Source organism: Methylomonas sp. 11b (assembly GCF_000515215.1).
GTDB lineage: Bacteria > Pseudomonadota > Gammaproteobacteria > Methylococcales > Methylomonadaceae > Methylomonas.
In genome coordinates this window covers 353,509-378,731 of record NZ_KI911557.1, presented here as the reverse complement: position 1 = coordinate 378,731, position 25,223 = coordinate 353,509, and the positions used below count along the sequence as shown (strand labels likewise).

Below are 25,223 nucleotides of genomic sequence, written 5' to 3'. Positions count from 1 at the left end.
GTCATTTACATTAGGAGCAAACGATGCTGACACAAGCGCAAATCGACGCACTGAAAACCACGCTCCAGGCCAATTTCGATAAAGGCCTGGTCGCTACACCCAGCAACTGGAAAATGATTGCCCGGTTGATGAAATCCACCAGCAAAAGCTCAACGTATGCCTGGTTGACGCAATGGCCTTCATTTAGGAAGTGGGTCGGTTCGCGGCTACACAAAGCGATTGCCGAAAAAGCCTATACCGTCACCAACGATAAGTACGAGGCCACTATTGATGTGCAACGTACCGACGTGGAAGACGATGATTTCGGTCATTACGCCACAGTGGCTTATGGTCACGGCGAAGCAGCCTCTCGGCTGATGGATGAAATCATGTTCTCGGCCTTGCTGGCCGGCTGGTCTACCAACTGTTACGACGACCAGTTCTTTTTCGATACCGATCACCCGGTGTATGCCAACACTGACGGTACCGGTGCGGTTACCGCCACCTCGAATATTCAAGCCGGTGCCGGCGCGCCTTGGTATTTGTTCGCGCCCAATGCACCGGCATTGATCTTACAAGAGCGCGTGCCGGCTACGCTGGAGTCGCAAACTAATGCCAACCAGTCTACCAATGTCTTCGAAAACGACGTGTTCAGTTTTGGCGGCCGGTGGCGCGGAGCGGCGGCTTATGGTTTCTGGCAATGCTGCTACGGCAGTAAAGCCACGCTGGACGCCACCAACTTTGCCGCCCTTTACGACCGGATGCTGGCCCAAACTGGTGACGGCGGTATCAAGTTGGGCACGGTGCCTAATCTGCTGGTTTGCGGGCCAACCAATCGTGTCGCCGCTGAAAATCTGCTGACCAAACGCACGCTCGCGACCGGCGAAGACAACATCAACTACAAAAAGGTCGAGCTGCTGGTTACCCCCTGGGTAGCGTAAGCGCCGATTTGATTGCCCGCATTAGGAGACTGAAATGCCCAAAGTTTATGTCCGCGTTAATCCACGCAGCCAAATCAGCAAGCGCCACCGTTGCGCGATTGAGTTTACCCAGACCTGGAAAGAGCTGGAAGACATCGACGCCGCCACCCGCGCCGCGCTGGAAGAAGACCCCTATCTGGAAGTGAGCGAAACCCCGACCGTGTTGGTTGAGGTGGCCGCCGCCGTCCAAACCGCTGCGCCGGAAGCCAGCGGCAACTCCATACAACCCACCGAGAGCACAGCGCAGCAGGACTCGGCGGACGCCGCACAAGGAGATAGTGAGCAAGTAGGCACGGCGTCCGCTGCTGATGGGCAGGCAACGGAGATAAACGATGTTAAAGATTCTGGCCTTAACGGGGTTATTAATGACCCATCCGATTCAACCTCCGATGCGCCGGAAGCCACCAGTGGTACTGACGCAGGGAAAATTCCTGGTAGTCAACAGGAAACCCAGGCCATCCAGGATGAAGCCGGGGCCGAGTTATCCGCTGCCAAAACGAAGCAAGCCTCGGTAGCTGAAGCGCATGTTGATACCCGTCTCGAAACGATCAAAGTGGCCATTGCACAACTCGACCCCAACAACGCCGAGCACTGGTTAAGCGATGGTAAGCCGGTTATCGATGCTGTGTCTGCGTTGGCCGGTTTCAAAGTGCTGGCCGCTGAACGCGACCAAGCCTGGAACCAAGTTAAAACCCAAGCGGTAGCCGGCTAATGCCCTTCGCCACCCGCGCCGATCTACTGGCCCGCAGCAATGCCCGCCGCTTAGCGCAACTGGCGGTGCCGGCCGATAAGACCATGCCGCCGGAAGCGGCGCTGCGGGTTGCCATCGACGGTGGCGACTTGACCGGCTACACCGCTGATGAACAGGTCGCGTTGACTCTGGCATTGGATGCTATCGACACCGCGCTGAATGATGCCGAGCAGGTGTTGATCGGTGCCGGTGTGCCGGACGGCACCCAAACCAGTTTGCTGGCACGGATGGCATCGACTATCGCATTGTTTTATCTGCAAGGCGCGGAGCGCATGACAGCCGAAGTGCAAAAGGCTTACGACGGCGTGATGGACATGATCAAGATGTTCAAACGCGGCGAACTGGACTTGGTACCGGCACCGCCGCCTGGCCCGCTTGATCCGGTTATATCCGAAGACTTGGTGCAGTTTGAAAGCTCAAGCCGACGCTATGGCAGCACATCGACCGTGATCGAGGACTGGTAATGATCTCGCTGACGCCCGTGCTTGACCACCTGAGAACTAAGCCGTCGGATTTTACCCATGCCTGGTTTCGCGATTTCGGCATGGCGGCCGAATTTGCTCAGATTGACCCGAAAGCGCTGCCGGTGCCGGCCATATGGTTAATACGTGCATCCGACAAATCGGATTCCGTGGATACGGAAGGCCGCGCCGAGGATATGGATTTGGCATTCGATGCCGTGATTGCGATAGAGAACATTCGCACTCAACGCGCAGGCGAAACTGACGATGTGTTGCTGGATTATCGCCACGCTGTGCGTAAAGCGTTGCAGGGGTGGGAGGTCGCAGCCGACGTCAAGCCTATCAAATTCAAAGGCGGGCGAGTCATGGAGTACACCGCGACCGATATTTACTGGGCTGATCGATACAGATTTAACGCCCTGATTACCAACTATTTACCCGATCCAGGCCCCTACGACAGCCTGAATTACATAGGAGCACCTGCATTATGAGCATGGCATTTGATTACATTCCCGCCTCGTTGCGCTATCCGGGCGTTTACGTCGAGATCGACGGCAGCCAGGCCGGGCTGGGCGACGATATTCCGGCTGTGTTGCTGGTCGGCCAAAAACTGGCGGCGGGCACGGCAGCAGCGGGCGAAATTGTCCGCATTACCTCGGTATTCGATGCTCAGCAAAAATGCGGAGTTGGCTCTATGCTGGCACAGATGGCCGCGCGTTACCGGGCAATAGATGAAGTGTTTGACGTGTATGTTTTGCCCTATTCAGACAATCCCGCCGGCGTCGCCGCTACCGGCACGATTGTAGTGACGGCCGCCGCTACTGCCAACGGCACTCTGGCGATTTATGTAGCTGGCAAACTGATCGATGTGGGCATCACCACCGGTATGACCACGGCGCAAATTGCCACAGCCATTAACGCGGCGTTTACCGATTTGGACATACCGGTGACGGCTGCGGTTATAGGCAGCACGGTAACATTGACCGCCCGCCACAAAGGCACATGCGGCAACAACATCGACATCCGTTTGAACCTGTACGGCGAAATCAAACCGGCCGGCTTAGGGCTGACCATTACTGCCATGTCCGGTGGATCGGGCGACCCTGCACCCGGCAATTTGGCAACCATCATTGGTAGCAACCGTCGGTATCGCTACATTGCCCTGGGTATTAACGATGCTGCCACGCTGGCAGCCTGGCACACCGAAAGCCAGCGCCGGTACCAGCCGCCCGTGCAAGGCGGCTTTAGAGCCTTTACCACGTATCGTGGTGATGCAGCCGCAGTAATGGCGTTTGGCGAAACCAAAAACTACGAGCACATCTGTGATTTAGCGTTGGAGATTAACCCAACCACCACCTGGGAGAGTGCCGCTATGTTGGCAGCGGCCGCAGGCCCGCAGCTTTACAACAACCCGGTCGAATCTCTGGAAGATATCCAGTTGACCGGCATGGTCGGCGTGACGTATTTCGATGATTTCCCGACCGCCAACAGCCTGCTGTTTAAGGGAATGTCGGTGATGAAGGTAGCTAAGGATGGCTCATGCTACATCAAGAGCTTGATTACCATGCATCAATACCGGCCCGATGGCAGCGCCGACGACGCATACCTGGACATCAATACGCCGGAAGTGATGGAGCGTATCCGCGAGTCACAAATTGCCGCAGCCAAACGCAAGTTTACTGGCACGGCGGCGGCTGAGAATGACGAGGGCTATAAGCCAGGGTTGCGCATTACTACTAAAGATTCGGTCACCGCCTTGTTGTTGAGCCATTACCAAAATGTGCTGGTACGCGAATTCGGTTGGTGCCAAAAGTACGATTATTACAAGGCCAATTTGTATGTCGAACAAGACCCGCTCAACCCCAGCCGCTTTAACTTCCGCGATACGCCGGTGCCATTGTCGCCATTCAAGATACTGGCTGGCCGCGCGCAGTTTGTGAAGCGCGTTTAACGACACTTTATTGGAGATTGACACATGGCCCAATTAAACAACATCCGCACCGTGTCGGTGCCGTCTATCGGAAAGTTGCCGCTGGGGGAAAACCCCGGCACGTTTACCCCATCTGGCTTGACGCGTCAGCACAAAGCCGGCCGCCTGCCTACCGACGGCGGTTACATCACGGCCAGCAAGCCGGCCTCGCTGGAGCTAAATATCAACCTGCAAAGCGGTATCGATATGGATGCGTTGAACGCGGTGGCCGGTGAAGACGTAATCATCCGTCTGCAAGACGGCCACGTGTACATGATGAGCGAAGCGTTCGTCACGGAACCGGTAGGTTTTGGCGATGGTGAAAGCAAGATCACCATTATGAGCAATATATCTGAGCGGATTGCGTAGGGGGCGGTATGGGTAAGCGAGTCGCGAGGGGAGTTTGGGAATACGACAGCCGGGCCGACTTTGATGCGGACGGCGGGGCTGTAAGGTACGGCAATGGACTGGTGAGGATTAATAATATAGATTTTGTTTGTGCAAATGGTTTATTGCGTCCGCTAGCAGGCGAGACTGGGGCTAATAAGCGGCCTATTTTGATTGCAATAGGCCACAGCTTTATAGCGCAGGACTCTCCGACCATTGATGCGTTTTACAGCGCGACGTCCGGCAATGTGACTGCCGGTGGGTCTACTAATGCGGGCGTCACTGCGGTCAGTCATCTGTTGTATTTCAACGCGCTAACGTTATGTACATTTGATTATTTGCTGTGCGACATTCCGGCTGCTCAAATTACGCCGTTGTCTACCAGCAAGTTCACCAACGGCATATATGGCGCTAGCGGGCAAACGCTGATTAACGTCATTGATGCTGCATGCGATGTGTTATTCCGTCGCGCTATACAACTAGCGGATGGCGCGGCGGTATTTTGTGTATTCGATCCGTGGATCAACGATCTTAATGCCAGTGATGTTGCAGGACATTGGCAAGCAATTTGGCGTACGTGGCTGCGCATTCAGTCCAAAGCGATCGATTCGGGCATCACTCCAATCCTGCATTCGCCGTCTCCATCTACGTATATCAACACGCCTAACAAAAGCGCAAACTGGTACAAAGTGCGCGACCTAGTGCTATCAGAGGGCATCAAAAATACGGACATTATTGCCGTGAATACCTCAGACCTGTACCGCAATACTGCTCAAGCATCTGGATACCCGTGGCCGTTGGGCTATGCATCGGATGCAGAGGCGGTGGCGCTAACCGGTCACGCAAATGGCAAAGTATACTCACTGTTTAACCGACATGCCGATGCCGCTGGCGGGAATGGATTACATCGCAATGCAAGGGGGCAGGCGCTGTGCGCGATAGCGACTCGCGATGCTGTAGAGGCTAGCGGCAAGCTGGTATTTGCACCTCCCGCCAACGTGTCGCACTTGTCGCTATTGAATCTAGCCGAAAATTCCACGTTCGAGGCGACGACTGGCACCGCTGTTGCGGGCGGTACTAATGTGGCCGCCGGTGCATCGACTACGCACCGGGGTTGGCAGCGCAATGCGTTCGGGGCTAATAGCCAAATCAATGTCACGGATGTGGTCGATACGCTGGGCAAGATCGAGCCATTAGTGTCGATATACCCGACATCAGCTGCCGCAGTGAGCGACCATGCCGGTTTGACATCCACGTTGCAAGCATCAACCCTTTTGGTCCCCGGCGTGTCGGTGTTGAGGTATTTTGAGCATGTCACTGTCCACAAGGCTCTTAATATTTCATCAATGGAAAGGCAAATCCGCGTCACCGGTGGCAGTTTTGCCGGTGTCGGTGCAGGGACTGGTGGCGGGTCCGCCCCGTCAGATCTTCCTCCGGATAATCAGCTGGGTTGGCGAAACGCGCCAGGCTTGCTGGAAGGGCAAGAGTTGGTATGGTCTAGTTTTCCTTTTTACTGTGACCCAACCCCAAATAATACTATCCGTAATATCGGCGGGTCGCTGTTGCAGTCGTCCGCGCCATTTACATCGGTTGGCAATGCGAACAACTCAGGCTCTGAACAAACCGTGCACTATGCCGGTCTGCAAATTGTTGGGTAATTATTATGAAACTATTAAATCCCATAAAATTTGGCAAAACCCAAGTCACCGAACTCAAATTCCGCGACTACACCACCGCCGCAGACTACCTGTCCTACGACAAGCGCGGCGGTGTGGCGCAGCGGGTGTCGCTAATCGCGAGTTTAACCGGCACCGACGAAGCGTTGATCGAGCAGCTGCGCGGGCCGGATTATCTCCGGGCTGAAAAGATCGCGACCGATATGATGCTGGCTGATGAGCTGGCAGCGTTCCCCAAGCCGGACGATGCGGAGCGCGACCTGGAAAAAAAGTCGGACGCATCGTCATAGCTGTGGCGTTGGTGACTAAGGTGTTGAATCAACCGCTTCCCATTGCCAAAGCCTTGCCGCTGGCCGAGTTGTTTATGTGGGCCAAGGTGGCGGCGGCGATGGATGGCAGGAAGTTCGAATAATTAAAAGAATCTGACGCGGTAGTCTCTGGAAACATTTCCAGCCTGACCACCTTGCACCCACCTCTATAAACTTCGGTTACATCCCGTGACCGGAGTTTTTTTATGTCCAATGCCGCCGAGGCCGAATTACGACTAAAGTTCGTCGATAAAGGCGCAAGCGCCGGACTCGACAAATTCACCGCCCACGTCGATAGAGTCACCAAGCAAACCGAAAGCGCTGTCGAGCGTTCCAACAGCCGGCAGCGCACCTCCTTCGAGCGGCTATCCCTGGCCCGCGAAACGCTGGGCATGCGCTCCGAGCAAAAAATTCAACGCGAAATTCAACAAACCGAAGCGGCTTATAAACGCCTGGCCGCATCCGGCACACTCAGCCAAGACCAACTCACCCGCGCCGCCGAAAAGACCCGGCAAAAGATTACCAAGCTGACCAATGAAATGGGCAAGCTGACAGCGGAGCAACAACGCGCTGCCAAAGCCGCGAAGGACTTTGAAACGGCACAGGGGCGGATTAGAACCGGTGTGGCCGTGGGCGCTGGTTTGGTCGCTGGCGGGTATGCGTTTCAAGCGCCGATAATGCATGCGATGACCATGGATGAACGCCTGCGCTATATGTCTAATGCTGCGTTTCGGGAGCGTGATAAATCTGGCCGTTTAATAGGTGCCAAACAGTTAGAAGAATCTATTAATTCCTCCATCAAAGAGGGAGGTACGCGGGAAGACGCCGCCGGCGCCTTGGAAACTCTGATTAATTCGGGGGCTGTCGGTCCAGCTGACGCAATGAAAATGTTGCCATCGTTGATGAGAGGGCAAAACGCATCGCGTGCCAGCGCTACCAATCTCGCTGAAATAGGCATCAAGGCGATCAAGGGGTTTGGTATTGCTCCAGACGACTTCGCAAATATTCTTAATATGGCACATGCCGGTGGCAAGGCCGGTAATTTCGAACTGGAAAATATGTCCAAATGGTTGCCGCAACAAATGGCAGCCGCTGGAGCAGCCGGCATTTCGGGTAAGGCCGGTTTTGCAAAGCTAGTGGGGATCAATCAAGGCGCTATCCTCAATGCCGGCACAAAGGACGAAGCCGGCAATAACGTCGTCAATATGCTTCAGAAGCTCAATTCCGCTGATAGCGCCAAGGATGTGCAAAAGCAGCTAGGCATCGATCTGAGCGGGCATTTGCAAAAGCGGCGCGGGCAAGGTGTTGACGGTATTGATGCGTTTGTCGAGTTGCTCGATAAGAGTGTGGCTAAAAACACAAACTACCAAAGCCTGCAAAAAAAGCTTAAGAGTGGCAAGAATAGTGAAGAAAGAACGGCTGCGCTTGAAAGCATGGCAAAAATCGCGGAAGGCGCTGGTATCGGCAAGTTGATTCAAGACCGGCAGGCCCTGATGGGTTTTCTGTCGTACATGAACAATCGTGAGTTTGTAACTAAGGTTGTCAACGAGGTCAAAGCTAATGATGTGAGGACCGGCGGCGAGATCGATAAAGATCAGTCGGTTATGACAGATTCGCCGATGTTTAAAGTCAGGGAAGCCCAGCAGCAAGCGGCTATCGCACAAAAGAACGCTATGGATAACTTGACGCCAATCATTGGCCGGGTTGCCGAGGGTTTTAGCGATTTATCACAAAGATTCCCAGATTTAAGTTCCGCTGTCCTCGGTGTGGGGCCTCCTATGTTAGCTGCTACCTCTGCGGCTGGGGCGCTTTCGATTGCGCTCGGCGGTGCCGCTGGTACTGGTGGTTTAGCTGGCGCGGCAACGATGGCGTCTTCAAAATTGGTTTCTGCGGCTGGCCTTATTTCCGCTGCGGTGGCCGGTTATGAATTTGGCACAAACACGGTTACGCCGCTCGTTGATGAGGTTGTGCGAAAGTTGACTGGCAATAAAGACGATACGGCGGGTACTGCGCTGTTTGATTTATTCAATAAGCCTGGCCCGGCATCCGAAGTGCACTTAACGGTGGAGTCCACCACGCCCGGCTTTATGGTTAAGCAAAAATCCAAGTCGGATGGCGTCAGCGTCACCACCAAGGGCAACACCGGCAACTTGTTTAACGGAGCGCCCTGATGGCCGAATCCTATCGCGACCGCTGGAGCAATGCGCGCTGGCGTGACATCGAGTTTTTGACCGATAGCCATGATGCTAAGGGCGGCCGCAGAAAAGCCGTGCATGAATTTCCCGGTGCCGAAGAGCCGGTGGTTGAAGACATGGGCGGCAAGGCAGGCGATTATCAGCTGAACGCCTATTTCATCGGCAACGATTACGACCGGGAAGCGGTTGAACTGATAAAAGTGCTGAACCAGCCCGGCGCCGACTGGTTGTTGCATCCCTGGTTAGGCCGGATTTGGGTGGTGCCTGTTAGCTGGTCACGGCGCGAGAGTAATGACCAGAACGGTTTTTGCACGGTATCGATTAGTTGGGTAGCGGGTGGCGATAAGCCGCCGGAAGCGACGCCTGATCAAGTCGATATCGCCGCCAGCAGCATCGACGCTTTTGCCGGTGCGGTGGTCGCCGATTTTAGTCTGTTGCCGATGAGTGCCGGCGGCTTGTCGGCGTTTGTTGCGCAAGTGCAAGGCAAGCTGGAATTTGTGCGGCAAGCGATCAGCTTTGCCACCTTGCCGCTGACGTGGTCTAGCCAGCTGCTGGGCTTGGTATCCGGCATCAAAGGCGATCTGGGTACGCTGGCAGCCATTCCTGGCAGCTATGCCAATGCTTTTCGCGGCTTGAGTAATGCCATCGGCTTGGGCGCGGACGATGCCGGCTTGGCCGATACCGACCGGCCCCGCTTGGTATCCCGCTTGGTGTCGCTGTCGACTAATACCGCGTACAGCAATTTAAGCGGCGTGGCCGCGACCGATAGCGCCGTGCGCGGCAATTTGGCCCGCGATGCGGCGTTGCAAAGCCGTTTGTTTTTGGCGGCTGCGATGCAAGTGGCGCTGGTGGATTATCGGGCCGAAGTGGACCGCACGGCAGCGCTGGTGGCGATTGATACGGCTTACGATACCTTGCTACCCACCTTGCCGGATGCGGTGTTTCAAGCGGCTGTCACAGCCCGCACTGCGCTGGTGGAAGCGGTGATGGCGCAGGACTTACAGCCGCAGCAAGTGCGCGACTTGGTCGGGTATTTGCCATCTACAGTGTTGGCGCATCGGCTACAGATTGATGAGGATGTGTTTTTAGCGCGCAACGGCGTGCGGCATCCGTTATTTGTGCGTGGGCGGGTGTATGGTTGAGATCCGTTTCAACGGCCAGCGCTATGCGTACTGGCAAAACGTGCATATCAGTGCCTCGGTTGACGATCTGGCAGCCTCGGTTAATCTGGCTGTGACGCGGCCCGGCAGCGGCGAGGCGTTGGGTATAGATGCCAACACCAAGATCGAAGTGTTAATCGGCGAAACCGTGGTGGCCACAATCCGTTCCGATATCGACCATGAACATGTCGATGCCAACAGCCACAGTATTGCCATTGATGCGCGTTCGTTGGGTCGCGAGTTGGTCGATTGCCAATACTCGAAAACCTTATCCGGATTAAAACTCGGCGAGATTGTGAAGCAGCTTTGCAGCACGTTTAACGTGCCTGTGAAGATCGATGCCGACACCGCCGTAGTGCCCGATTTTGCGATGCAATGCGAGTCGCCGTCCAATGCCCTAATCAATGCCGCCCGCGCCGCCAATTTGCTGTTATACCCCACGCCGGACGGCGGTGTGATTCTAACCAAGCCCACCGACGCAGCACCCGTGGCCACGCTGGTATATGGCGAGCATATCGAGTCGTTTGATGTGGTTAACGAGCACAAGCTGCGCTTTTCCGATTATCTGGTTAAAGGCTATGACTACGCCACTGATCAGGCATTGAAGGGCGCGGTAAAAGACAGCGGCATCAATTATTTTCGTCCGTTGCATATCCTGGCCGACAAGACCGGTCAAGGCCTGGGCGGTTGCGACCGGCGGGCGACATTGGAACGCAACCGCCGTCTGGCCCGCGCCCATCGTATCGATCTGGAGGTGTACGGCTGGACGCATGCCGGCGGCGTGTGGGACATCAATACCCAAGTGCGAGTGATTATTCCCATGCGCGATATCGACGGCGTGTATTTAATCGGTGATCGCGCTTTTACCCTGGACGACCAGCGCGGCAGCATGACCCGGTTGACGGTGATGAAGCGCGAAGCGTTTATCGGTGAAGAAAAGACTGGCGGCAAGGCTAAGAAAGGCGCCAAACATAAAGCTAACAAAGCCCAGGATAAGGTGATTTATGCAACAGATTTGGGCTAGGTTGCAGCTCTTGTTTGCCCACGGCGTGGCGACGTTGATTGGGCCTGATCGGGTGCAAGCCAAGGTGTTGGATGGCGAGGTGTTGGGCAACCTGGCGAGAGTTGAACCGTATGGGTTTAGTTATCGCCCACAACCCGGCGCACAGGTGTATTTGGCATTTCCAGGCGGCGACCGCTCCTATGGCGTGGCGTTGGTGGTTGGAGATAAGCGCTACCAGCTGGAGTTGCAAGCGGGCGAAGTGGCGTTGCATGACGATATCGGCCACGTTATCAAGTTGGGTCGCAATGGCATTGCAATCGATGGCGGCGGGCATGATTTGACGATCAGTAATGTTCCTAATATGCGGGTACCGGATGGCGACGTCATCGTAGGCGGTATTTCGGTGCGGCATCATTTGCACAATAACGTTCAGCCGGGTAGCGGCAATACTGGCGAGCCGCACTGAGGAATTTATGTTGAAACTAGTCCAAATCGATATCGGCGTATTCGATCTGCAATTTGATGATCCAGCGCTGAACGATGCGCAGGCGGCGATTGAAACCCTGGTGTATGCCGTGTTGTTTACCGATGCGGAAGCGCCGGCCAGCCGCGTGCCTGATCGCTATGAGCGCCGGGGCTGGTGGGCCGATCCGGAAGCCGGCACCGGCCTGTGGCATGTGCGTTACCAAGGCCTTAGCGATGCGGCCAGGCGCGAGGCGTTATCGATGGTTGAGCAAGCCTTGCTCGATCATGGCCTTACAGAAGTATCCGTAAGTGAGCAGGCCGGCGCTGGAAACGTTTCCAGTGTGTTTATGATCATCACCGGTTTGCATAATGGTCGCACCTTTAATATGAGTGTACCCCTGTGACCGATTATGTCCGCCCCTCGTATGTCGAATTAAAAGCCCGCATCGAAACCGATCTGGCAGCCGTGCCGGCGGTGCTGCGTGGGCCGTTGGCGGCGATGTGGGCGCGGGCGTGTCACGCTCAGCATGGCAATTTGGAGTGGATCGATAAGCAGTGCTCGCCGCTGACGTGCGAACTGGAACGCTTATATGACTGGGCAGCCCTATACGGTGTGGATCGCCTGGGTGCCACTGCGGCAACCGGTAATGTGTTAGCGACCGGTACCGTCGGTACCAGTTTGCTGGCCGAGACCGTGCTGCGCGGCCAGAATGGCCTGGATTACACAGTGTTGGCTGCGGTAACGCTGGGCGCCGGCTCCACGCCGGTATCGGCGCGCTGTAATACGGCCGGCAGCGCCGGCAATATGTTGGCCGCACAGACTTTGACTTTGGTCGACCCGGTTCCTGGTATATCCGGCACATTGACAGTTGCCGTTGGCGGCCTAACCGGCGGCGCGGAACAAGAGACCGTAGAAAGCTGGCGGGCACGGGTGGCGGATGAATGGCGCACGATGGTGACGCGTGGCGCTCGTTCCGGCAAGCCGGACGATTATCGCTATTGGGCCAAGTCTGCCCATCCTTCTATTACGACCGCATTGGTTCAGCCCCAGACGCTTGGTCTGGGCACGGTGATTGTTCGGCCTATTTGTAACGGTTTATTAAATCGTCTGCCGTCGCCGGCTGTGCTGGCTGCGTTGTCGGCGTATTTAACCGATATAGCTCCGGCGACAGCGGATTGGTCAGTGGCTGCGCCGCTAGTACATGCCGTGACAATATCGATTGATTTGCTGCCAGGCTACGACACGGTTGATAACCGTAACGCCATCACGGCGGCGCTGTCGGCATTGGTGCTGGCCGAGTCCAGCGAGACGTCGTTGTTAGCCATGGCGGAGATCGATGCGGCAATTGCCACCGTAACGACCCAGTACACCCGGATTGCGCCGCTCGCGGATATCGCCATCGGCGCCGGCGAGGTGTTTGTATTGCAACCGGTGGTGTGGGCGTAATGCAAATTACTCTGCACACGGATGACGAATTCGCCGCTGCGGAACAGGGCCTGTTGCCGCCTGGCGCGGCCTGGCGCTGGCCGGTGGGTGGGCTGGGTCATGACTTGTTGGTTGGCATGGCATCTGAATTGGCGCGTGTTGAAGCGGCGACCCAGCTTGTATTGGACAACGCTATCGAAACCCACCGGCCCAAGATTAGCAGCTGGCATATCAGCGAATATCGACGTGTAGCTAATGAGGCCATTGCTGGCGTGAGCGAGACGATGCCGCGAAAAATGCTGGCGGTTGGCAGTCACGTTGGCGACCGCTGCTGGAGTGCAGCTGGTCCGGCTACGACATTCCCGGTGGATTTGGTGCAGGTGGATCATTTAGTTACCCGGCCGCTGCGCGTGGGTAGTCATGTCGGCGATAGGTGCTGGGGGCATCGAGGCCGGTATATTCTGCGCGTGCGTTATTACCGGTCGGTGGTCGATTCGAAAGTATTGTGGGATGCGTTGGCCGAGTTTAAGCAGGCGCACGTATTTTTATGGTTTGAAGACATCACCGGCAGCGGTGGAGAGGTGAGTTATGCATAAGATTGACGGCGCGGGGCATATCGGCAACCAGTTTGTTTCCGAAGATGCGTTGATAAATCGCGCACCGACCGAATTGACAGATGATTGGCTTAATGCGGTGCAAGGGGAGATTGTTGAGGTGGTGCTGTCCGCCGGCTTGGTATTGTCTAAAGTGGACAATACTCAATTGCGGCAAGCCATCAAAATACTTAAGCAACCAAAGCTGATTAAGATTACTAGCAGCGGCAATTTTTTAACGTCAGCCAACATTACCCCCTCAACGGTTATTAAACTGACTCTGGTTGGTGGTGGCGGTGGCGGTGGCGGATCGGATGCCGCATTTACCTTGGCTCAGGGCGGCGGTGCGGGTGCTGCTATCGAGTTCCTAATCGCCGGCCTACAGCCTAATACCAATTACGCGGTGGTGATTGGTGCGGCTGGCGCAGGCGGCGGACCTGGGGCCAATGGTGGCACCGGTATTGCCACCACGATAACAATAAACGGTGTAGTTTATTCAGCTGGCGGTGGCATTGGCGGCCTAGGCACGACAACAGCAGTGATCAACGGCGGGCAGCTCCAAGGCGTGGCGAATGCAGCTGCGCTGGCGCTGCCTCATAAAAATATATTTCAGATTGCTCCTGCCCTTGGTTTTGCGGTGTCATCGGTGTCAATTGGTGTGGGTCCAAATGGTGGTTCAACGCCATTTGGTGTTGCGGGTATCGGCGGGCAAACAGGCGTCGGAGTGGGCAGCGATGCAAGCGGGTTTGGCGCTGGCGGCGGTGCCGGCATAGGGCTAGGCAGCGGCGGTGGAAATGGTTCGGCGGGATTGTTTATAGCGGAATGGGTGGAGTAGCAATGAGGCTGGCTGAAATTAATAATGGGGTGGTAGTTAACGTCGTGGAATCCGAGGCCGCTATTGGCGGATTTGTGGAATCCAATACGGCAAATATTGGCGATCAGTTTGTTGGTGGGCTGTTTTTGCCGCAGCCGTTGTCAATGTCGATTATACGAGATCAATTGTTTGCGTCTGTAGACATCGAACGGGCACGACTTTGGCGGTCCGGGTTTCCGGTGCAAATTGGCGGTGTTGCCAAGTGGTTTCATTCGGATGAATTTAGTCTGACTCAGCATTTAGGCCTGAAAGACAAAGCGCGTGATGTGTTGTCGGCCGGCGGCACTATGAACGATGACATCACGATTGGTGGACAACCAGTGCAGTGGTCCACCATGGATGGATCGTCCGTGACGATTACCGTGCAAGTGGCGTTTGATTTGGTGAGTAGCGCGGGGCTGCAACAGGCCATGGTGTTTGCAGCTAGTCAGGCGCATAAGGCTGCTATCCAAACGGCTGCCGATTTATCGAATTATGACGTATTGTCCAACTGGCCAGCTGTGTTCGGTGAGTGATTAAACGGTGCGACCGGCGATGGTGCGCTAACACCATCGCCGGCCACCATCCGCAGAGCGAGCTGCTTCTGGCCTTGGCACCGCGCCGTGTACACAGCGTGTCAAGCCTAGTTCAAAGTGGCTTTTTATGGAAATTGTACGTTGCGGTTGTTGCGGTAGAAAATTGGCTGAGGCAGAGTTTATTCGCTTGGCTATTAAATGTTCCCGGTGCGGAACGCTGAATGATTTGAAGGCCGTTGAGCCTCTCACTAGCGCGCCTCGAGCGCCATGTAATGAGGTGCCTCATGTCAAAACCAATTATTCCATGGGTGGGCGGAAAACGCCGCCTGGCTAAGACTATTCTGCCTTTGTTTCCCGATCACGAATGCTACGTCGAGCCGTTTGCCGGCGGCGCGGCTTTGTTTTTTATGAAACAACCGTCCGATGTCGAAGTATTGAATGACATCAACGGCGAATTGGTGAACCTTTACAGGGTGGTTAAACATCATTTGGAGGAGTTTGTAAGGCAGTTTAAATGGGCTTTGGTTAGTCGACAGATTTATGCTTGGTTGCGTGAGTCTCCGCCTGAAACGTTGACAGACATTCAGCGTGCCGCGAGGTTTTACTATCTGCAAAAGCTAGCCTTTGGCGGTAAGGTGGCTAATCAAACCTTTGGCACCGCAACTACCAGTGCTCCTCGGTTGAATTTGCTGCGGATTGAAGAGGAGTTGTCGGCTGCGCACTTGCGGTTGTCGCGGGCCTATATTGAGCACGTGACCTGGGATGATTGCATTAGGCGTTATGATCGGCCTCATACCCTTTTTACCTTGATCCACCCTATTGGGAGACAGAGGGTTATGGTGTTGGGTTTGCGTTTGATGAGTATGAAAAGATGGCCGGTCTGGCTAAGTCTATCAAGGGCAAGATGATTGTCTCGGTCAATGATATTCCGGAAATGCGCGAGGTGTTTCGCGAGCTGATTATCGAGTCTGTCGACATCGATTATACCGTCGGTGGCGGCGGCCGGAGAAAGCCCGCTCGCGAGCTGATAATTAGGAATTATTGAGTGTTTATTGCGTGTCCTGAATTCAAGCCAAATATGCGTTTATTCCCCGTCCGGAATTCAAACGCTTTTTGTCCGGAATTCAAACGCGCTTTACTCAGTCGTTGTCGACCATTGGCTTGTATCCGGAGGTATTGGGTGCCGATCAGTATGTACGCATCCTGAACACGCTGCTCAACTGGCAGCCCGATGCCGGCTGGAAAGACCGGGTGGTACCTGAGTGCGATCCTACCCAATTGATACGGGATCAATTGCTGGATTTCGACAATGCGATTCGGACCGACGAAAAAGGCATTTGGCTAGGACAAAAACGCGTTAAGACCTTATCCGCCAAACGCACACCGGATCATTTTTACTTCGGCAGCGCCAAGAGTTATCTGGGCGACATTTTGTCCGGCACCCGCGGCATTCGTCAAAACACCTTGCTCAGTTTGACCCTGCATTACCCGGATGCCGAATCGACCCGCACCCGGCAAGAAGGCGTGCGGCAATTCATTACCAACCAGGTCAATACGCCAATCGCCCGGTTTTTGCCGGCACTGGTACAACGCAAACTCCATTTCGACGTGTTGTTCGACGCCTATCGTGATGGCGACCGGCCGATTCGGGCGTATTTCGGCGTCTTGCTGTTTTGCGACGAACAGGAAGAAGCCGCAGCGGTGTCCAATGCTCGGGTGTATTTTCGGGAATTGGGCTTTCAGCTTTTGGAAGACAAGTATTTCTGCCTGCCGTTTTTCCTGAACTGTTTACCCTTTGGGCCGGAGCGTTCAGCGATTGCCGACCTGAAACGTTATCGCACCTTGGCCACGCGCCATGCGATTCCGTTATTACCGCTGTTCGGTGATTGGGCCGGCACCGGGACGCCGACCTTGAATTTCGTCTCCCGTAACGGCGAACACATGGCTGTGTCGCTGTTCGATACCACTGGCAACTACAACCTGTGTATCGCCGCCGAATCCGGTAAAGGCAAATCCTTCCTGACCAACGAGATCATCGTCAGCTACCTGACCGAAGGCTCGCAAATCTGGGCCATTGATGTTGGCCGCTCTTACGAAAACCTGTGTGAAGTGCTGGAAGGCGATTTCGTCAAATTCACCCACGGCTCCGGCATCTGCATGAACCCATTTGAAATCGTGCAGAACTTCGAGGAAGAAGCCGACATGTTAGCCGGATTGGTCAGCCAGATGGCGGCGCCGACCGAGAAACTCACTGACTTTCAAACTGCGGGTCTGAAGCGGATTTTGAAGCAACTGTGGACCGAGAAATCGCAGTCGATGTCGGTCGACGACATTGCCAAACACTTGTGCAATGAAGCCGATCAGCGTTTGAAGGATGTCGGCGAGCAGTTGTTTCCGTTCACTACCAAAGGCGAATACGGCCGCTACTTCAATGGCCGTAACAACGCTAAATTCGCCAGCGACTTTACCGTGCTGGAATTGGAGGAGCTCAAGGGCCGCAAGCATCTGCAGCAGGTCGTTCTGCTGCAACTGATCTACCAGATCCAGCAGGAAATGTATCTGGGCGAACGCAATCGACCCAAGATCGTCATCATTGACGAAGCCTGGGATTTGCTCACCGAAGGTGATGTGGCCAAGTTCATGGAGCACGGTTACCGGCGATTTCGTAAATACGGCGGTGCGGCGGTGACTATTACACAGTCTGTGAACGATTTATACCGCAATGCAGCTGGCCGAGCCATTGTCGAGAACTCGGCCAATATGTATTTATTGGGCCAAAAAGCCGAAGTCATTGAAGGCATGAAGCAGGATCGACGTTTGCCGTTGTCGGACGGCGGCTATGAACTGCTAAAAACCGTGCATACCTTGCCCGGTGCCTATTCGGAAATTTTCTTCATCACCGAGATGGGTTCCGGCATCGGCCGCCTGATCGTCGACCCCTTCAAGCGCATCTTGTTTTCCACCAAACCCGAAGATGTGCAGGCACTCAAGCAGCTGCGTCGGCAAGGCTTGAGCTTAGGCGATGCCATTCAACAACTACTCGACAGTCGACAAACCAAACCCCGGGAGGTCAGCCATGGACGTTAAATCACAATGGCTGAGCATGGTGTTGATTGCCGCCAGTTTAGGCACCCTAGGCGGCTGGTTTGCCGCGCATCAGCAGCTGCAACAACCGATTGCTCGACTCAATCTCGTAACACCGGTATTCATCCTGGACAGGGCCAAGCTGATTCAGTCAATACCGCCGAATGCCACACAGGATCAAATGGCCAAGATGGTTGACGACTGGCAAGGCCAAGCCAAAAAACTCAGTGATGCCGGTTATCTGGTGATCGATTCGACTGCCGTGGTCGCTGCGCCCAGTGATTTATACATTCAAGCGCAAGGACGGTGAGTTATGAGCAGCACTCAATCTTCATCAAACCCTGCGCATTCTAAACCCGCCCGATTAAGACCCTACCAAACCAAAGCGGCATTCGGGATGTTCTTGCTGAAAGCGCTGCCCATCCTGGTATTGATATTGGCGGTTGAACGCTACGTCGGTCAACGCTTTCTGATTGGCGGCGATGATCAAGTGGATCGCTGTTTGCCTGACAAGTGGATTTACCTGATCGACACTTACAACAAAGACATCTGGCGGGGCGATCTAATGGCCTTTCACGCCGAACGCATGGCGCCTTATTTCAAGGATGGGCAAATCATCGTCAAAATCGCCGCCGGCGTCACGGGTGATACTGTCCATGTCGATCAACTGCACACGACGATCAACGGTGAACGGGTTATTGACGGGCTAACGTTGGCCGAAAAACTAAAAAAGCCGGCCAATAGTTTTAAACGTCATGAAACCATTCCACCGGCTGCCTATTGGGTAACCGGACAAACAGACAAAAGCTTCGATTCACGATACTGGGGCTATGTCTACGATCATCAAGTGATTGGACGGGCTTATGCGTTGTTTTGACCTCCTTCAGTTTCCTTGGCGGCAATCGGTGATCTGTCTGCTTTGTTGGGTTGATATGCACCCGGTTCAGGCTGAGGAAGCCTGGCTGCAACGTTCTCAGGCTATTTTGCAGACCTTGGAGGGACAGCCTCGACCCGACTGGTTGACCGGTCAGTCTGAACAACTGGATATGAAACACCAGGCGCAAAAAGTGTTGGAAGCGTCGCAGGCGATTCGAGCAGAGACGCCATCGACACAATCGACAACAGTGGCAAGCGGCCTGACGACAACCCCTTCGAACAAACCACTTACCCTGTTGTTTGTGTCCTTCTCGCTGGGTGAGCCCGTGCTGAAAGGCATCGTTGAAGAAGCCGCAGGCCGGGACGATGTGTTACTGGTCTTTCGTGGTCCAAAGCCCGGCCAAAAACTACCAGCGTTGATGGCCGACCTGAAACGATTGCTGAAAGGCATTGATCCCGTTCCGAACATTGTCATTGATCCCACCCGTTTTCAAAGCTGGTCGGTATCGTCCGTACCAGACATTGTCGTCGAACAAGACGGTAAAGCCCAATTGCACGTTCGAGGTGTCAGCAGTTTGCCCTGGCTGGATGAACAACTCAAAGCCGGCAAACAGGGTGAGATGGGAACGATGGGCGATGTCGGCGAGATTGCTGAAATCGACTTGCTCGAAGAGATCAAACGCCGGATGGCCGCCATCGACTGGAAACAAAAGCAGCAACAGGCCATCGCCCGATTTTGGGACCAACAAAAATTCGAAGTATTGCCAGTTGCCCATCAGGACCTTGATCGGACCGTGGATCTAACCATCACCGCACCGCGCGATCTGGCAGCGCCCAATGGTCAATTAATTATCCGTGCCGGCCAAACCGTCAATCCGTTGGACAATATGCCGTTTGGCTTATGTCTGATGGTATTCGATGCCACGGTACCGGCTCAGGTCGAGCTGATTCAACATCAATCCTGCCAGGACAAAAAAGCCCGTGTGCTGTATTTGGCCACCTCCCTACCCCGTCAGGATGGCTGGGAACACTTGAAGACCTTGGAAACTAGGCTTCAGGCACCCGTGTATTTACTGACGCCGGATGTGCGCATTCGTTTTCAATTACAGCAGGTACCGGCGATTGTGGAACAGGCCGGCAACCACCTGATGGTTCATGAACGCAAAGTGCCGTCTTTACAGGGAGCGCCATCATGAAGCGATGCGTTTTCCATTGGGTTTTTGGTTTACTGATGACGCTGGCAATCCCACTTTATGCCGATACCACGACAACCACCACTGATCCCTTGTGTGCCGATGCCCAACTGTGGTCCGGCAAACTCATCACCGATATTTGTTGGAGCTGTTTGTTTCCGATTCGCGCCGCCGGTGCCTCGTTAGGGGGTGGCAATGTGCCGAGTATCGCTACCGATCAGAAGTTTTGTTTCTGCACCGATCCCATGGGCATACCGGAATTGGGCATGACCATGGGCTTATGGAATCCTGCTCGATTGATCGAGATCGTTCGTAATCCCTGGTGCTCGCCGGCACTGGGCGGCCATAAGTTCAGTGCTTCAAATGTTAGATTGATCGCCACCACCGGCAAGGCTGACTTCGATGCCAGTGAAATGTCGTTTTTCAATTACCACTACTTTGCCTTTCCGCTAACCATCATGCTGGATCTGTTCTGGGATGGCCGTTGCAACAGTGACGGCTATCGCGACTTTGATTTGCTGTATGTCTCGGAACTGGATCCCACCTGGAACAACGATTTGCTGGCGTTCTTTACCAGTCCGGAAACGGCCTTGTTTGCCAATCCGGTGGCTATTTCAGCGTGTGTGGCGGATGCCGCGGCAGCTGCTACCGGCAATCCTCTAGATGCCTTGTTTTGGTGTGCCGGTGCTTGGGGGCATATGTATCCCTTATCCGGGATTTCACCGACCAGTTACGGCACCGATCCGCGGATTACCAGTTTGTTGGCCACACGGGCCACCGCCGCTTTGCATCGCCGAGGACTAGCCTGGAAAACCTCCGGTAATGAGTCTCTATGCGGTGGCTCCATTTACCCCTTTATCCCCAAATCGCAATACCGACTGTCGATGTTTTATCCGGTTGCGGAGACCGAATCCAATCATGTCATTGGCGAGACGACGTTTAAATGGGGCGCGGGACGTACCTTTCCGGGACCGGGTGAAGATCATCTGTACCTGCTGTGGCTTTGGCAGGACTGCTGCGTGGGGTTGTGATGGGCTTCAGAGCGCTATTCGATCCTCAGCGACGGTTTGTCCAGACAACCTCTGGAATATTGTGCGTGACGCTGGCCTGGACGCCATTTGGGGTGTCTTGGGCGGATGCAATTCAAGCTGCTGGCCAACAGGGACAGCAGACTGGGCAACAAATAGTGGGTGGGTTTCAATTTCCGCAGGATAACGGCAGTGGCGTGATGACATTGAATCCGGGTTCCACGCAGGAAAGCGCCATCTCGATTAGCACGTTGTTTCCGGATGCCAATACCACCAACAGCACAACGGCCAATATCACCAGTCTGTATGGCAACAATCCAGGCACGATTGCCGCCGGCTTGGATACGCAAACTACGTTAAACACCGAAAGCAGTGCCACCGGCAATGCCTATCGGACCCTGGTCAACAATGCGCACCAGTCGCATCCGGATCTTCAAAACGATGCTATCTGGAATGCCGGTGATCAGGTGTTTGCCGATTTTACGCCTTGGGCGCAGTCGTTCTCGGACTGCACCACGGTGACAACGCAAACCGCGACTAGCCATGCGGTGCAGGTGCCGGATTATCAATTGTGTCTGCGCCAACCGACTATACCGTCCAGTTGCACGGCGACGCATCAAGTGCAGGTCGAACCGCTACTGACCTATGTCTCCGGTAACGGCGGCATCTCAAGCTGCGGTCCGGGATGTATGGATTTGTATGTGGGTGTGGTCGGCGACAATTACTGGTCAGCCGGTTGTAGTGTGTTTAATTGGCAAGTCACTTATAACGTCATCCACCCGGAAGCGATTACCAGTGCCACCTTGGAAATGGTGGAGTTTGATGACCTTGCGCGGGTGTATTACGGCGGCAATCTGATTTATACGGGTTCTTCGGGCTGGGGCGGATCCTGTGAGCTCAGCAAAAGCTGGGTGGATCATCCAAATACGGATGTGACCTATGCCTTCAACAGCACGGGCAATAAGGTGTTTCGACAGGACACGATGGTCGGTGGCAATGGCGAAGGTTATTCACGGATTCGCCTGCGCTACGATGTCTCGAAGCTGATCAGTCAGGATCAATGGAGCTGGAGCGGACCGAACTGCCAAAACCTGGCCAACGCGATTACCGATGGTATTTGCCAGGCCGGCAGTCAACTCAGTTGTACCCATGACCCGGCCAATGACACAGGTTGTTATGTCGATCCGACCTCGCAAATTTTGATTTGTGGGTCGGATTTAAGCCAAGCACCGGTGGCCAGCTCAACCGGGATTCGAAATACCTGCATGGGTGTCTCGGCAGCAGGCCAATGTGATTTAAGTGCCACGGGTCAATGCTGGACCGACACAGCAGGCACGCATTGTCTGCAACCGCCGAGTGGTAATACACCGACCACGAGTTGTTCCACTTTGGAAAGTCGCAGCTGTTCGTTTATTAAAAGCCAGTGCTTGGACGTACTGGGCTCGGGTACTTGCTGGGACAGTGTCGATACCTATGACTGTGGTCAGTCGATGGCCATTCCCGGTATTCAAACTAGCACCCAGCAACAGTGTGCAGGTCCGATTCGCTGTATGGGTGAAGACTGCGTTGCGCTGAATCGCACCCAGAGTCAGGATTTCAGCAAGGCGGTGGCTTTACTCAATACCGCTCAGCAAATGGCGATGGATTTGAGCTGTGATTATGCCAATGCTGATCTGCAGCAGAAAGATCCCACCTCCTGCCAAGTGTTCAAAGGCAAGGACGCCCGTTGCAAAATGGTTGGTGGTGCCTTGAATCTGGTGGATTGCTGCGAAACGCCTTCAGGCGCCATGGGGCTTGGAAAATACATCGACTTACTGCTGGCCACCAGTCAAATGGACAATGCGATTATGACCATGGACAGTACCTCAGCGATTCGTGGTGCCTGGGAAACCCTGAGGACACCGTTCTCAATTGCCGGTGATGCCTGGAATGGCGTGCAAAGTAGCTTTGCCTCCGGCGTCAATGACTTGGTCGGCTCCGATTTGCTCAGTGTATCGGATATTGCCGAGCAAGGCCTGTTGGATGCACTCAAAAGCGAACTGACCAATTCCGTGGCCGAATGGATTGGAAGTACCTTTGGCGAAGCGGCAGGTAATGCCTTGTTCAGTGCGGGAGGCCAGGCAGCCTTCGATTCGGCCGGCAATTTAACACCTGCCGCGGAATCCGGCGGCGTTGAACTGGGCGGCGGTGCGGCCGTGGCCGGTGAAATGCTCAGCACTCTGATGGGTGCCTATACCGTGGTGATGATCATCATTATGGTTATCCAGATGGTGTATTCCTGTGAACAATCCGAATACGAACTAGCGGCGAAGAAGCAGCTGAAAGTCTGCAAAGACTTAGGTACCTTCTGCAAAAGCAAGGTGGCGGGAGGGTGTTGGGAGCGCGAGGAACGTTATTGCTGCTACAACTCACCATTAGCCCGTATTCTCAACGAACAAATCAAACCGCAATTAGGGATGGATTTTGGTACGCCTGAAAATCCCAGTTGCACCGGTATCAAAGTATCGGACCTGGATCGCGTCGATTGGACTCAGGTCAATCTGGATGAGTGGTTAGGCATTCTGGCACAGACCGGGCATTTACCGACAGACGCCAGCGCCGCATCGATGTTGAATCTCGATCAATTGACCGGCAGTGGCAGCCGGTTGAATCCGCAGAAATACAGTGCAGCCTCCAATGGGCGGCAGGATACCTTAACCCGCACCCAGGGCCGAATGACCGACCTGGATGCGCCCAAGGTCAAACGGCAATCGGAACTGGAAGGATGGGGAATGGGGCCACAATAATATTCGTGACGTCTTTCGACTATGTCAGAACCATAATAGCTGTCGTACTCTATACAAGATTTTGCGATTATGTCCGAGATCGATTTCGGTTCATCCCCGCGGGTGCGGGGAACGCTGTAGACGGCAACGGCAAAGCAACACCGAAAACGGTTCATCCCCGCGGGTGCGGGGAACGCGCTTTTTTAAAGTCGCCGGCGGCGCCGAATGTCGGTTCATCCCCGCGGGTGCGGGGAACGCGTATCTCTGTTCGAAACCTGCCGGAAACAGCGGGGTTCATCCCCGCGGGTGCGGGGAACGCAGCGGCTTTATCCGCTTTAGGCGTCGCCATGGCGGTTCATCCCCGCGGGTGCGGGGAACGCTCAAGGATTAGCAAATCAGGCTCAACCAGCCCCGGTTCATCCCCGCGGGTGCGGGGAACGCTGGTTGCGGCGGGATAGCAATGATGCCAACGGCGGTTCATCCCCGCGGGTGCGGGGAACGCGCATTAGTTTCTTGCGCTCGGTCGTCTGCAATCGGTTCATCCCCGCGGGTGCGGGGAACGCTTTTTCATGGGCTTATTCCATCGTCTTTATTGCGGTTCATCCCCGCGGGTGCGGGGAACGCCATGCCCAGTTGCTCATTCAGTGCCAGAAAGACGGTTCATCCCCGCGGGTGCGGGGAACGCTAAGCCCGAATGGGCTCAAAGGCAAACGGCATCGGTTCATCCCCGCGGGTGCGGGGAACGCGGTGCGTAGCTTGCGAAGCATTGCCGCGTGTCCCGGTTCATCCCCGCGGGTGCGGGGAACGCCCAGAGCCGACCAGCTCCACCTCAAAATCCAGCGGTTCATCCCCGCGGGTGCGGGGAACGCGGCGTTATTGGATTGATAGGTCGCGCCTGTGCCGGTTCATCCCCGCGGGTGCGGGGAACGCGAGATAGACTCGATGGCCGCTTGCTGATCGGCCGGTTCATCCCCGCGGGTGCGGGGAACGCCGCCCTGCACCGGCGGTTGGTAACGGCGTTGGCGGTTCATCCCCGCGGGTGCGGGGAACGCGTTTCGAACATGCCTTCGCCGAGCTTTTGATACGGTTCATCCCCGCGGGTGCGGGGAACGCGCCCTAGCATGATAAAGTTTATCGCATTGGTTCGGTTCATCCCCGCGGGTGCGGGGAACGCGTCGTAATGGCATTAAATACAGTTATCAAAGACGGTTCATCCCCGCGGGTGCGGGGAACGCTTTGCGGCTGGTGACTAGCCAGCGGCGTAAGTCGGTTCATCCCCGCGGGTGCGGGGAACGCCCCACCATATCGACGGCTAAGGCTCATATCCACGGTTCATCCCCGCGGGTGCGGGGAACGCCGGATCGTGGAGAACCACGCCAAGATCATGGCCGGTTCATCCCCGCGGGTGCGGGGAACGCTCGTAATAATAATCTTGATAGATTAGTTTCGACGGTTCATCCCCGCGGGTGCGGGGAACGCTCGAACGGTCTGCAATCCAACATCGTAAGTGCCGGTTCATCCCCGCGGGTGCGGGG

26 protein-coding genes and 1 CRISPR repeat array (1 of these 27 running past the window's edge) are annotated in these 25,223 nt (G+C 55.1%); all 26 genes read left to right on the top strand.

The genetic code is table 11. From position 1 onward, the window contains the following. Positions 1–23: 23 nt before the first annotated feature. The 26 genes from METH11B_RS0101740 to traN all read left to right on the top strand — a co-directional run bounded on the left by METH11B_RS0101740 (position 24) and on the right by traN (position 23,709). The gene (locus METH11B_RS0101740; protein WP_026600501.1) at positions 24–920 is read left to right on the top strand and encodes a Mu-like prophage major head subunit gpT family protein; all 897 of its coding nucleotides are present in this window, start codon (positions 24–26) and stop codon (positions 918–920) included. 34 nt (positions 921–954) lie between these two features. Next, positions 955–1,671 (top strand): hypothetical protein, encoded by a 717-nt coding sequence (locus tag METH11B_RS0101735; RefSeq protein WP_026600500.1) that lies wholly within the window; start codon positions 955–957, stop codon positions 1,669–1,671. After that, entirely contained in the window at positions 1,671–2,174 is a 504-nt protein-coding gene (locus METH11B_RS0101730; protein WP_026600499.1) for a phage protein Gp36 family protein, read from the top strand. The genes METH11B_RS0101735 and METH11B_RS0101730 overlap by 1 nt, the downstream gene beginning before the upstream one ends. Then, positions 2,174–2,662: a phage tail terminator protein gene (locus METH11B_RS0101725; RefSeq protein WP_026600498.1), complete on the top strand. Its 489-nt coding sequence runs from the start codon at positions 2,174–2,176 to the stop codon at positions 2,660–2,662. Before METH11B_RS0101730 ends, METH11B_RS0101725 begins: the two co-directional genes overlap by 1 nt. Then, positions 2,659–4,122 carry a phage tail sheath protein gene (locus METH11B_RS0101720; RefSeq protein ID WP_026600497.1) on the top strand — a complete coding sequence of 488 codons (1,464 nt, stop codon included), beginning with the start codon at positions 2,659–2,661 and terminating at the stop codon, positions 4,120–4,122. The genes METH11B_RS0101725 and METH11B_RS0101720 overlap by 4 nt, the downstream gene beginning before the upstream one ends. 24 nt (positions 4,123–4,146) lie before the next feature. Then, the gene (locus METH11B_RS0101715; RefSeq protein WP_026600496.1) at positions 4,147–4,509 is read left to right on the top strand and encodes a phage tail tube protein; all 363 of its coding nucleotides are present in this window, start codon (positions 4,147–4,149) and stop codon (positions 4,507–4,509) included. Positions 4,510–4,697: 188 nt separating this feature from the next. Then, positions 4,698–6,185, top strand: a complete 1,488-nt coding sequence (locus tag METH11B_RS0101710; protein ID WP_155931055.1) for a hypothetical protein — start codon at positions 4,698–4,700, stop codon at positions 6,183–6,185. A 5-nt stretch (positions 6,186–6,190) separates the two neighbouring features. Continuing rightward, positions 6,191–6,493 carry a phage tail assembly protein gene (locus METH11B_RS26005; protein WP_026600494.1) on the top strand — a complete coding sequence of 101 codons (303 nt, stop codon included), beginning with the start codon at positions 6,191–6,193 and terminating at the stop codon, positions 6,491–6,493. 224 nt (positions 6,494–6,717) lie between these two features. Next, positions 6,718–8,682, top strand: a complete 1,965-nt coding sequence (locus tag METH11B_RS26000) for a phage tail tape measure protein (protein ID WP_026600493.1) — start codon at positions 6,718–6,720, stop codon at positions 8,680–8,682. After that, positions 8,682–9,848, top strand: a complete 1,167-nt coding sequence (locus METH11B_RS0101690) for a DNA circularization protein (protein ID WP_026600492.1) — start codon at positions 8,682–8,684, stop codon at positions 9,846–9,848. The genes METH11B_RS26000 and METH11B_RS0101690 overlap by 1 nt, the downstream gene beginning before the upstream one ends. After that, on the top strand, positions 9,841–10,890 hold the full coding sequence (locus METH11B_RS0101685; protein ID WP_026600491.1) for a phage baseplate assembly protein: 1,050 nt from the start codon (positions 9,841–9,843) through the stop codon (positions 10,888–10,890). The genes METH11B_RS0101690 and METH11B_RS0101685 overlap by 8 nt, the downstream gene beginning before the upstream one ends. Further along, positions 10,871–11,335, top strand: a complete 465-nt coding sequence (locus METH11B_RS0101680; protein ID WP_026600490.1) for a phage baseplate assembly protein domain-containing protein — start codon at positions 10,871–10,873, stop codon at positions 11,333–11,335. The genes METH11B_RS0101685 and METH11B_RS0101680 overlap by 20 nt, the downstream gene beginning before the upstream one ends. Positions 11,336–11,342: 7 nt before the next feature. Further along, positions 11,343–11,738, top strand: coding sequence for a phage GP46 family protein (locus METH11B_RS0101675; RefSeq protein WP_026600489.1), 396 nt, complete (start codon positions 11,343–11,345; stop codon positions 11,736–11,738). Further along, positions 11,735–12,781 (top strand): baseplate J/gp47 family protein, encoded by a 1,047-nt coding sequence (locus METH11B_RS0101670; RefSeq protein WP_026600488.1) that lies wholly within the window; start codon positions 11,735–11,737, stop codon positions 12,779–12,781. Before METH11B_RS0101675 ends, METH11B_RS0101670 begins: the two co-directional genes overlap by 4 nt. After that, positions 12,781–13,356 (top strand): hypothetical protein, encoded by a 576-nt coding sequence (locus METH11B_RS0101665; RefSeq protein WP_026600487.1) that lies wholly within the window; start codon positions 12,781–12,783, stop codon positions 13,354–13,356. Before METH11B_RS0101670 ends, METH11B_RS0101665 begins: the two co-directional genes overlap by 1 nt. Continuing rightward, positions 13,349–14,188 (top strand): hypothetical protein, encoded by an 840-nt coding sequence (locus METH11B_RS0101660; RefSeq protein ID WP_026600486.1) that lies wholly within the window; start codon positions 13,349–13,351, stop codon positions 14,186–14,188. Before METH11B_RS0101665 ends, METH11B_RS0101660 begins: the two co-directional genes overlap by 8 nt. A 2-nt stretch (positions 14,189–14,190) precedes the next feature. Further along, positions 14,191–14,742: a DUF4376 domain-containing protein gene (locus METH11B_RS0101655; RefSeq protein ID WP_026600485.1), complete on the top strand. Its 552-nt coding sequence runs from the start codon at positions 14,191–14,193 to the stop codon at positions 14,740–14,742. A gap of 127 nt (positions 14,743–14,869) precedes the next feature. Further along, positions 14,870–15,076 carry a Com family DNA-binding transcriptional regulator gene (locus METH11B_RS30080; protein ID WP_081733727.1) on the top strand — a complete coding sequence of 69 codons (207 nt, stop codon included), beginning with the start codon at positions 14,870–14,872 and terminating at the stop codon, positions 15,074–15,076. Next, complete coding sequence (locus METH11B_RS0101650; RefSeq protein ID WP_026600484.1) at positions 15,027–15,650, top strand: DNA adenine methylase; 624 nt, start codon at positions 15,027–15,029, stop codon at positions 15,648–15,650. Before METH11B_RS30080 ends, METH11B_RS0101650 begins: the two co-directional genes overlap by 50 nt. Next, positions 15,614–15,787 carry a hypothetical protein gene (locus METH11B_RS29340; RefSeq protein ID WP_197026922.1) on the top strand — a complete coding sequence of 58 codons (174 nt, stop codon included), beginning with the start codon at positions 15,614–15,616 and terminating at the stop codon, positions 15,785–15,787. The genes METH11B_RS0101650 and METH11B_RS29340 overlap by 37 nt, the downstream gene beginning before the upstream one ends. Before the next feature lie 68 nt (positions 15,788–15,855). Further along, a complete protein-coding gene (gene traC, locus METH11B_RS0101640; protein ID WP_026600483.1) occupies positions 15,856–17,829 on the top strand; it encodes a type IV secretion system protein TraC in 1,974 nt (657 codons plus the stop codon). Then, on the top strand, positions 17,819–18,136 hold the full coding sequence (locus METH11B_RS0101635; RefSeq protein WP_026600482.1) for a hypothetical protein: 318 nt from the start codon (positions 17,819–17,821) through the stop codon (positions 18,134–18,136). Before traC ends, METH11B_RS0101635 begins: the two co-directional genes overlap by 11 nt. A 3-nt stretch (positions 18,137–18,139) precedes the next feature. Next, positions 18,140–18,703 carry a signal peptidase I gene (gene lepB / locus METH11B_RS0101630; RefSeq protein WP_036275540.1) on the top strand — a complete coding sequence of 188 codons (564 nt, stop codon included), beginning with the start codon at positions 18,140–18,142 and terminating at the stop codon, positions 18,701–18,703. After that, positions 18,690–19,898, top strand: coding sequence for a TrbC family F-type conjugative pilus assembly protein (locus tag METH11B_RS0101625; protein ID WP_197026921.1), 1,209 nt, complete (start codon positions 18,690–18,692; stop codon positions 19,896–19,898). The genes lepB and METH11B_RS0101625 overlap by 14 nt, the downstream gene beginning before the upstream one ends. After that, positions 19,895–20,926, top strand: a complete 1,032-nt coding sequence (locus METH11B_RS0101620; protein WP_026600479.1) for a TraU family protein — start codon at positions 19,895–19,897, stop codon at positions 20,924–20,926. The genes METH11B_RS0101625 and METH11B_RS0101620 overlap by 4 nt, the downstream gene beginning before the upstream one ends. A 65-nt stretch (positions 20,927–20,991) precedes the next feature. Continuing rightward, positions 20,992–23,709: a conjugal transfer mating pair stabilization protein TraN gene (traN, locus tag METH11B_RS0101615; RefSeq protein WP_231499567.1), complete on the top strand. Its 2,718-nt coding sequence runs from the start codon at positions 20,992–20,994 to the stop codon at positions 23,707–23,709. Positions 23,710–23,795: 86 nt separating this feature from the next. Beyond that, positions 23,796–25,223: direct repeats of the CRISPR family, unit length 29 nt; unit sequence CGGTTCATCCCCGCGGGTGCGGGGAACGC (it continues 4,767 nt past the right edge of the window).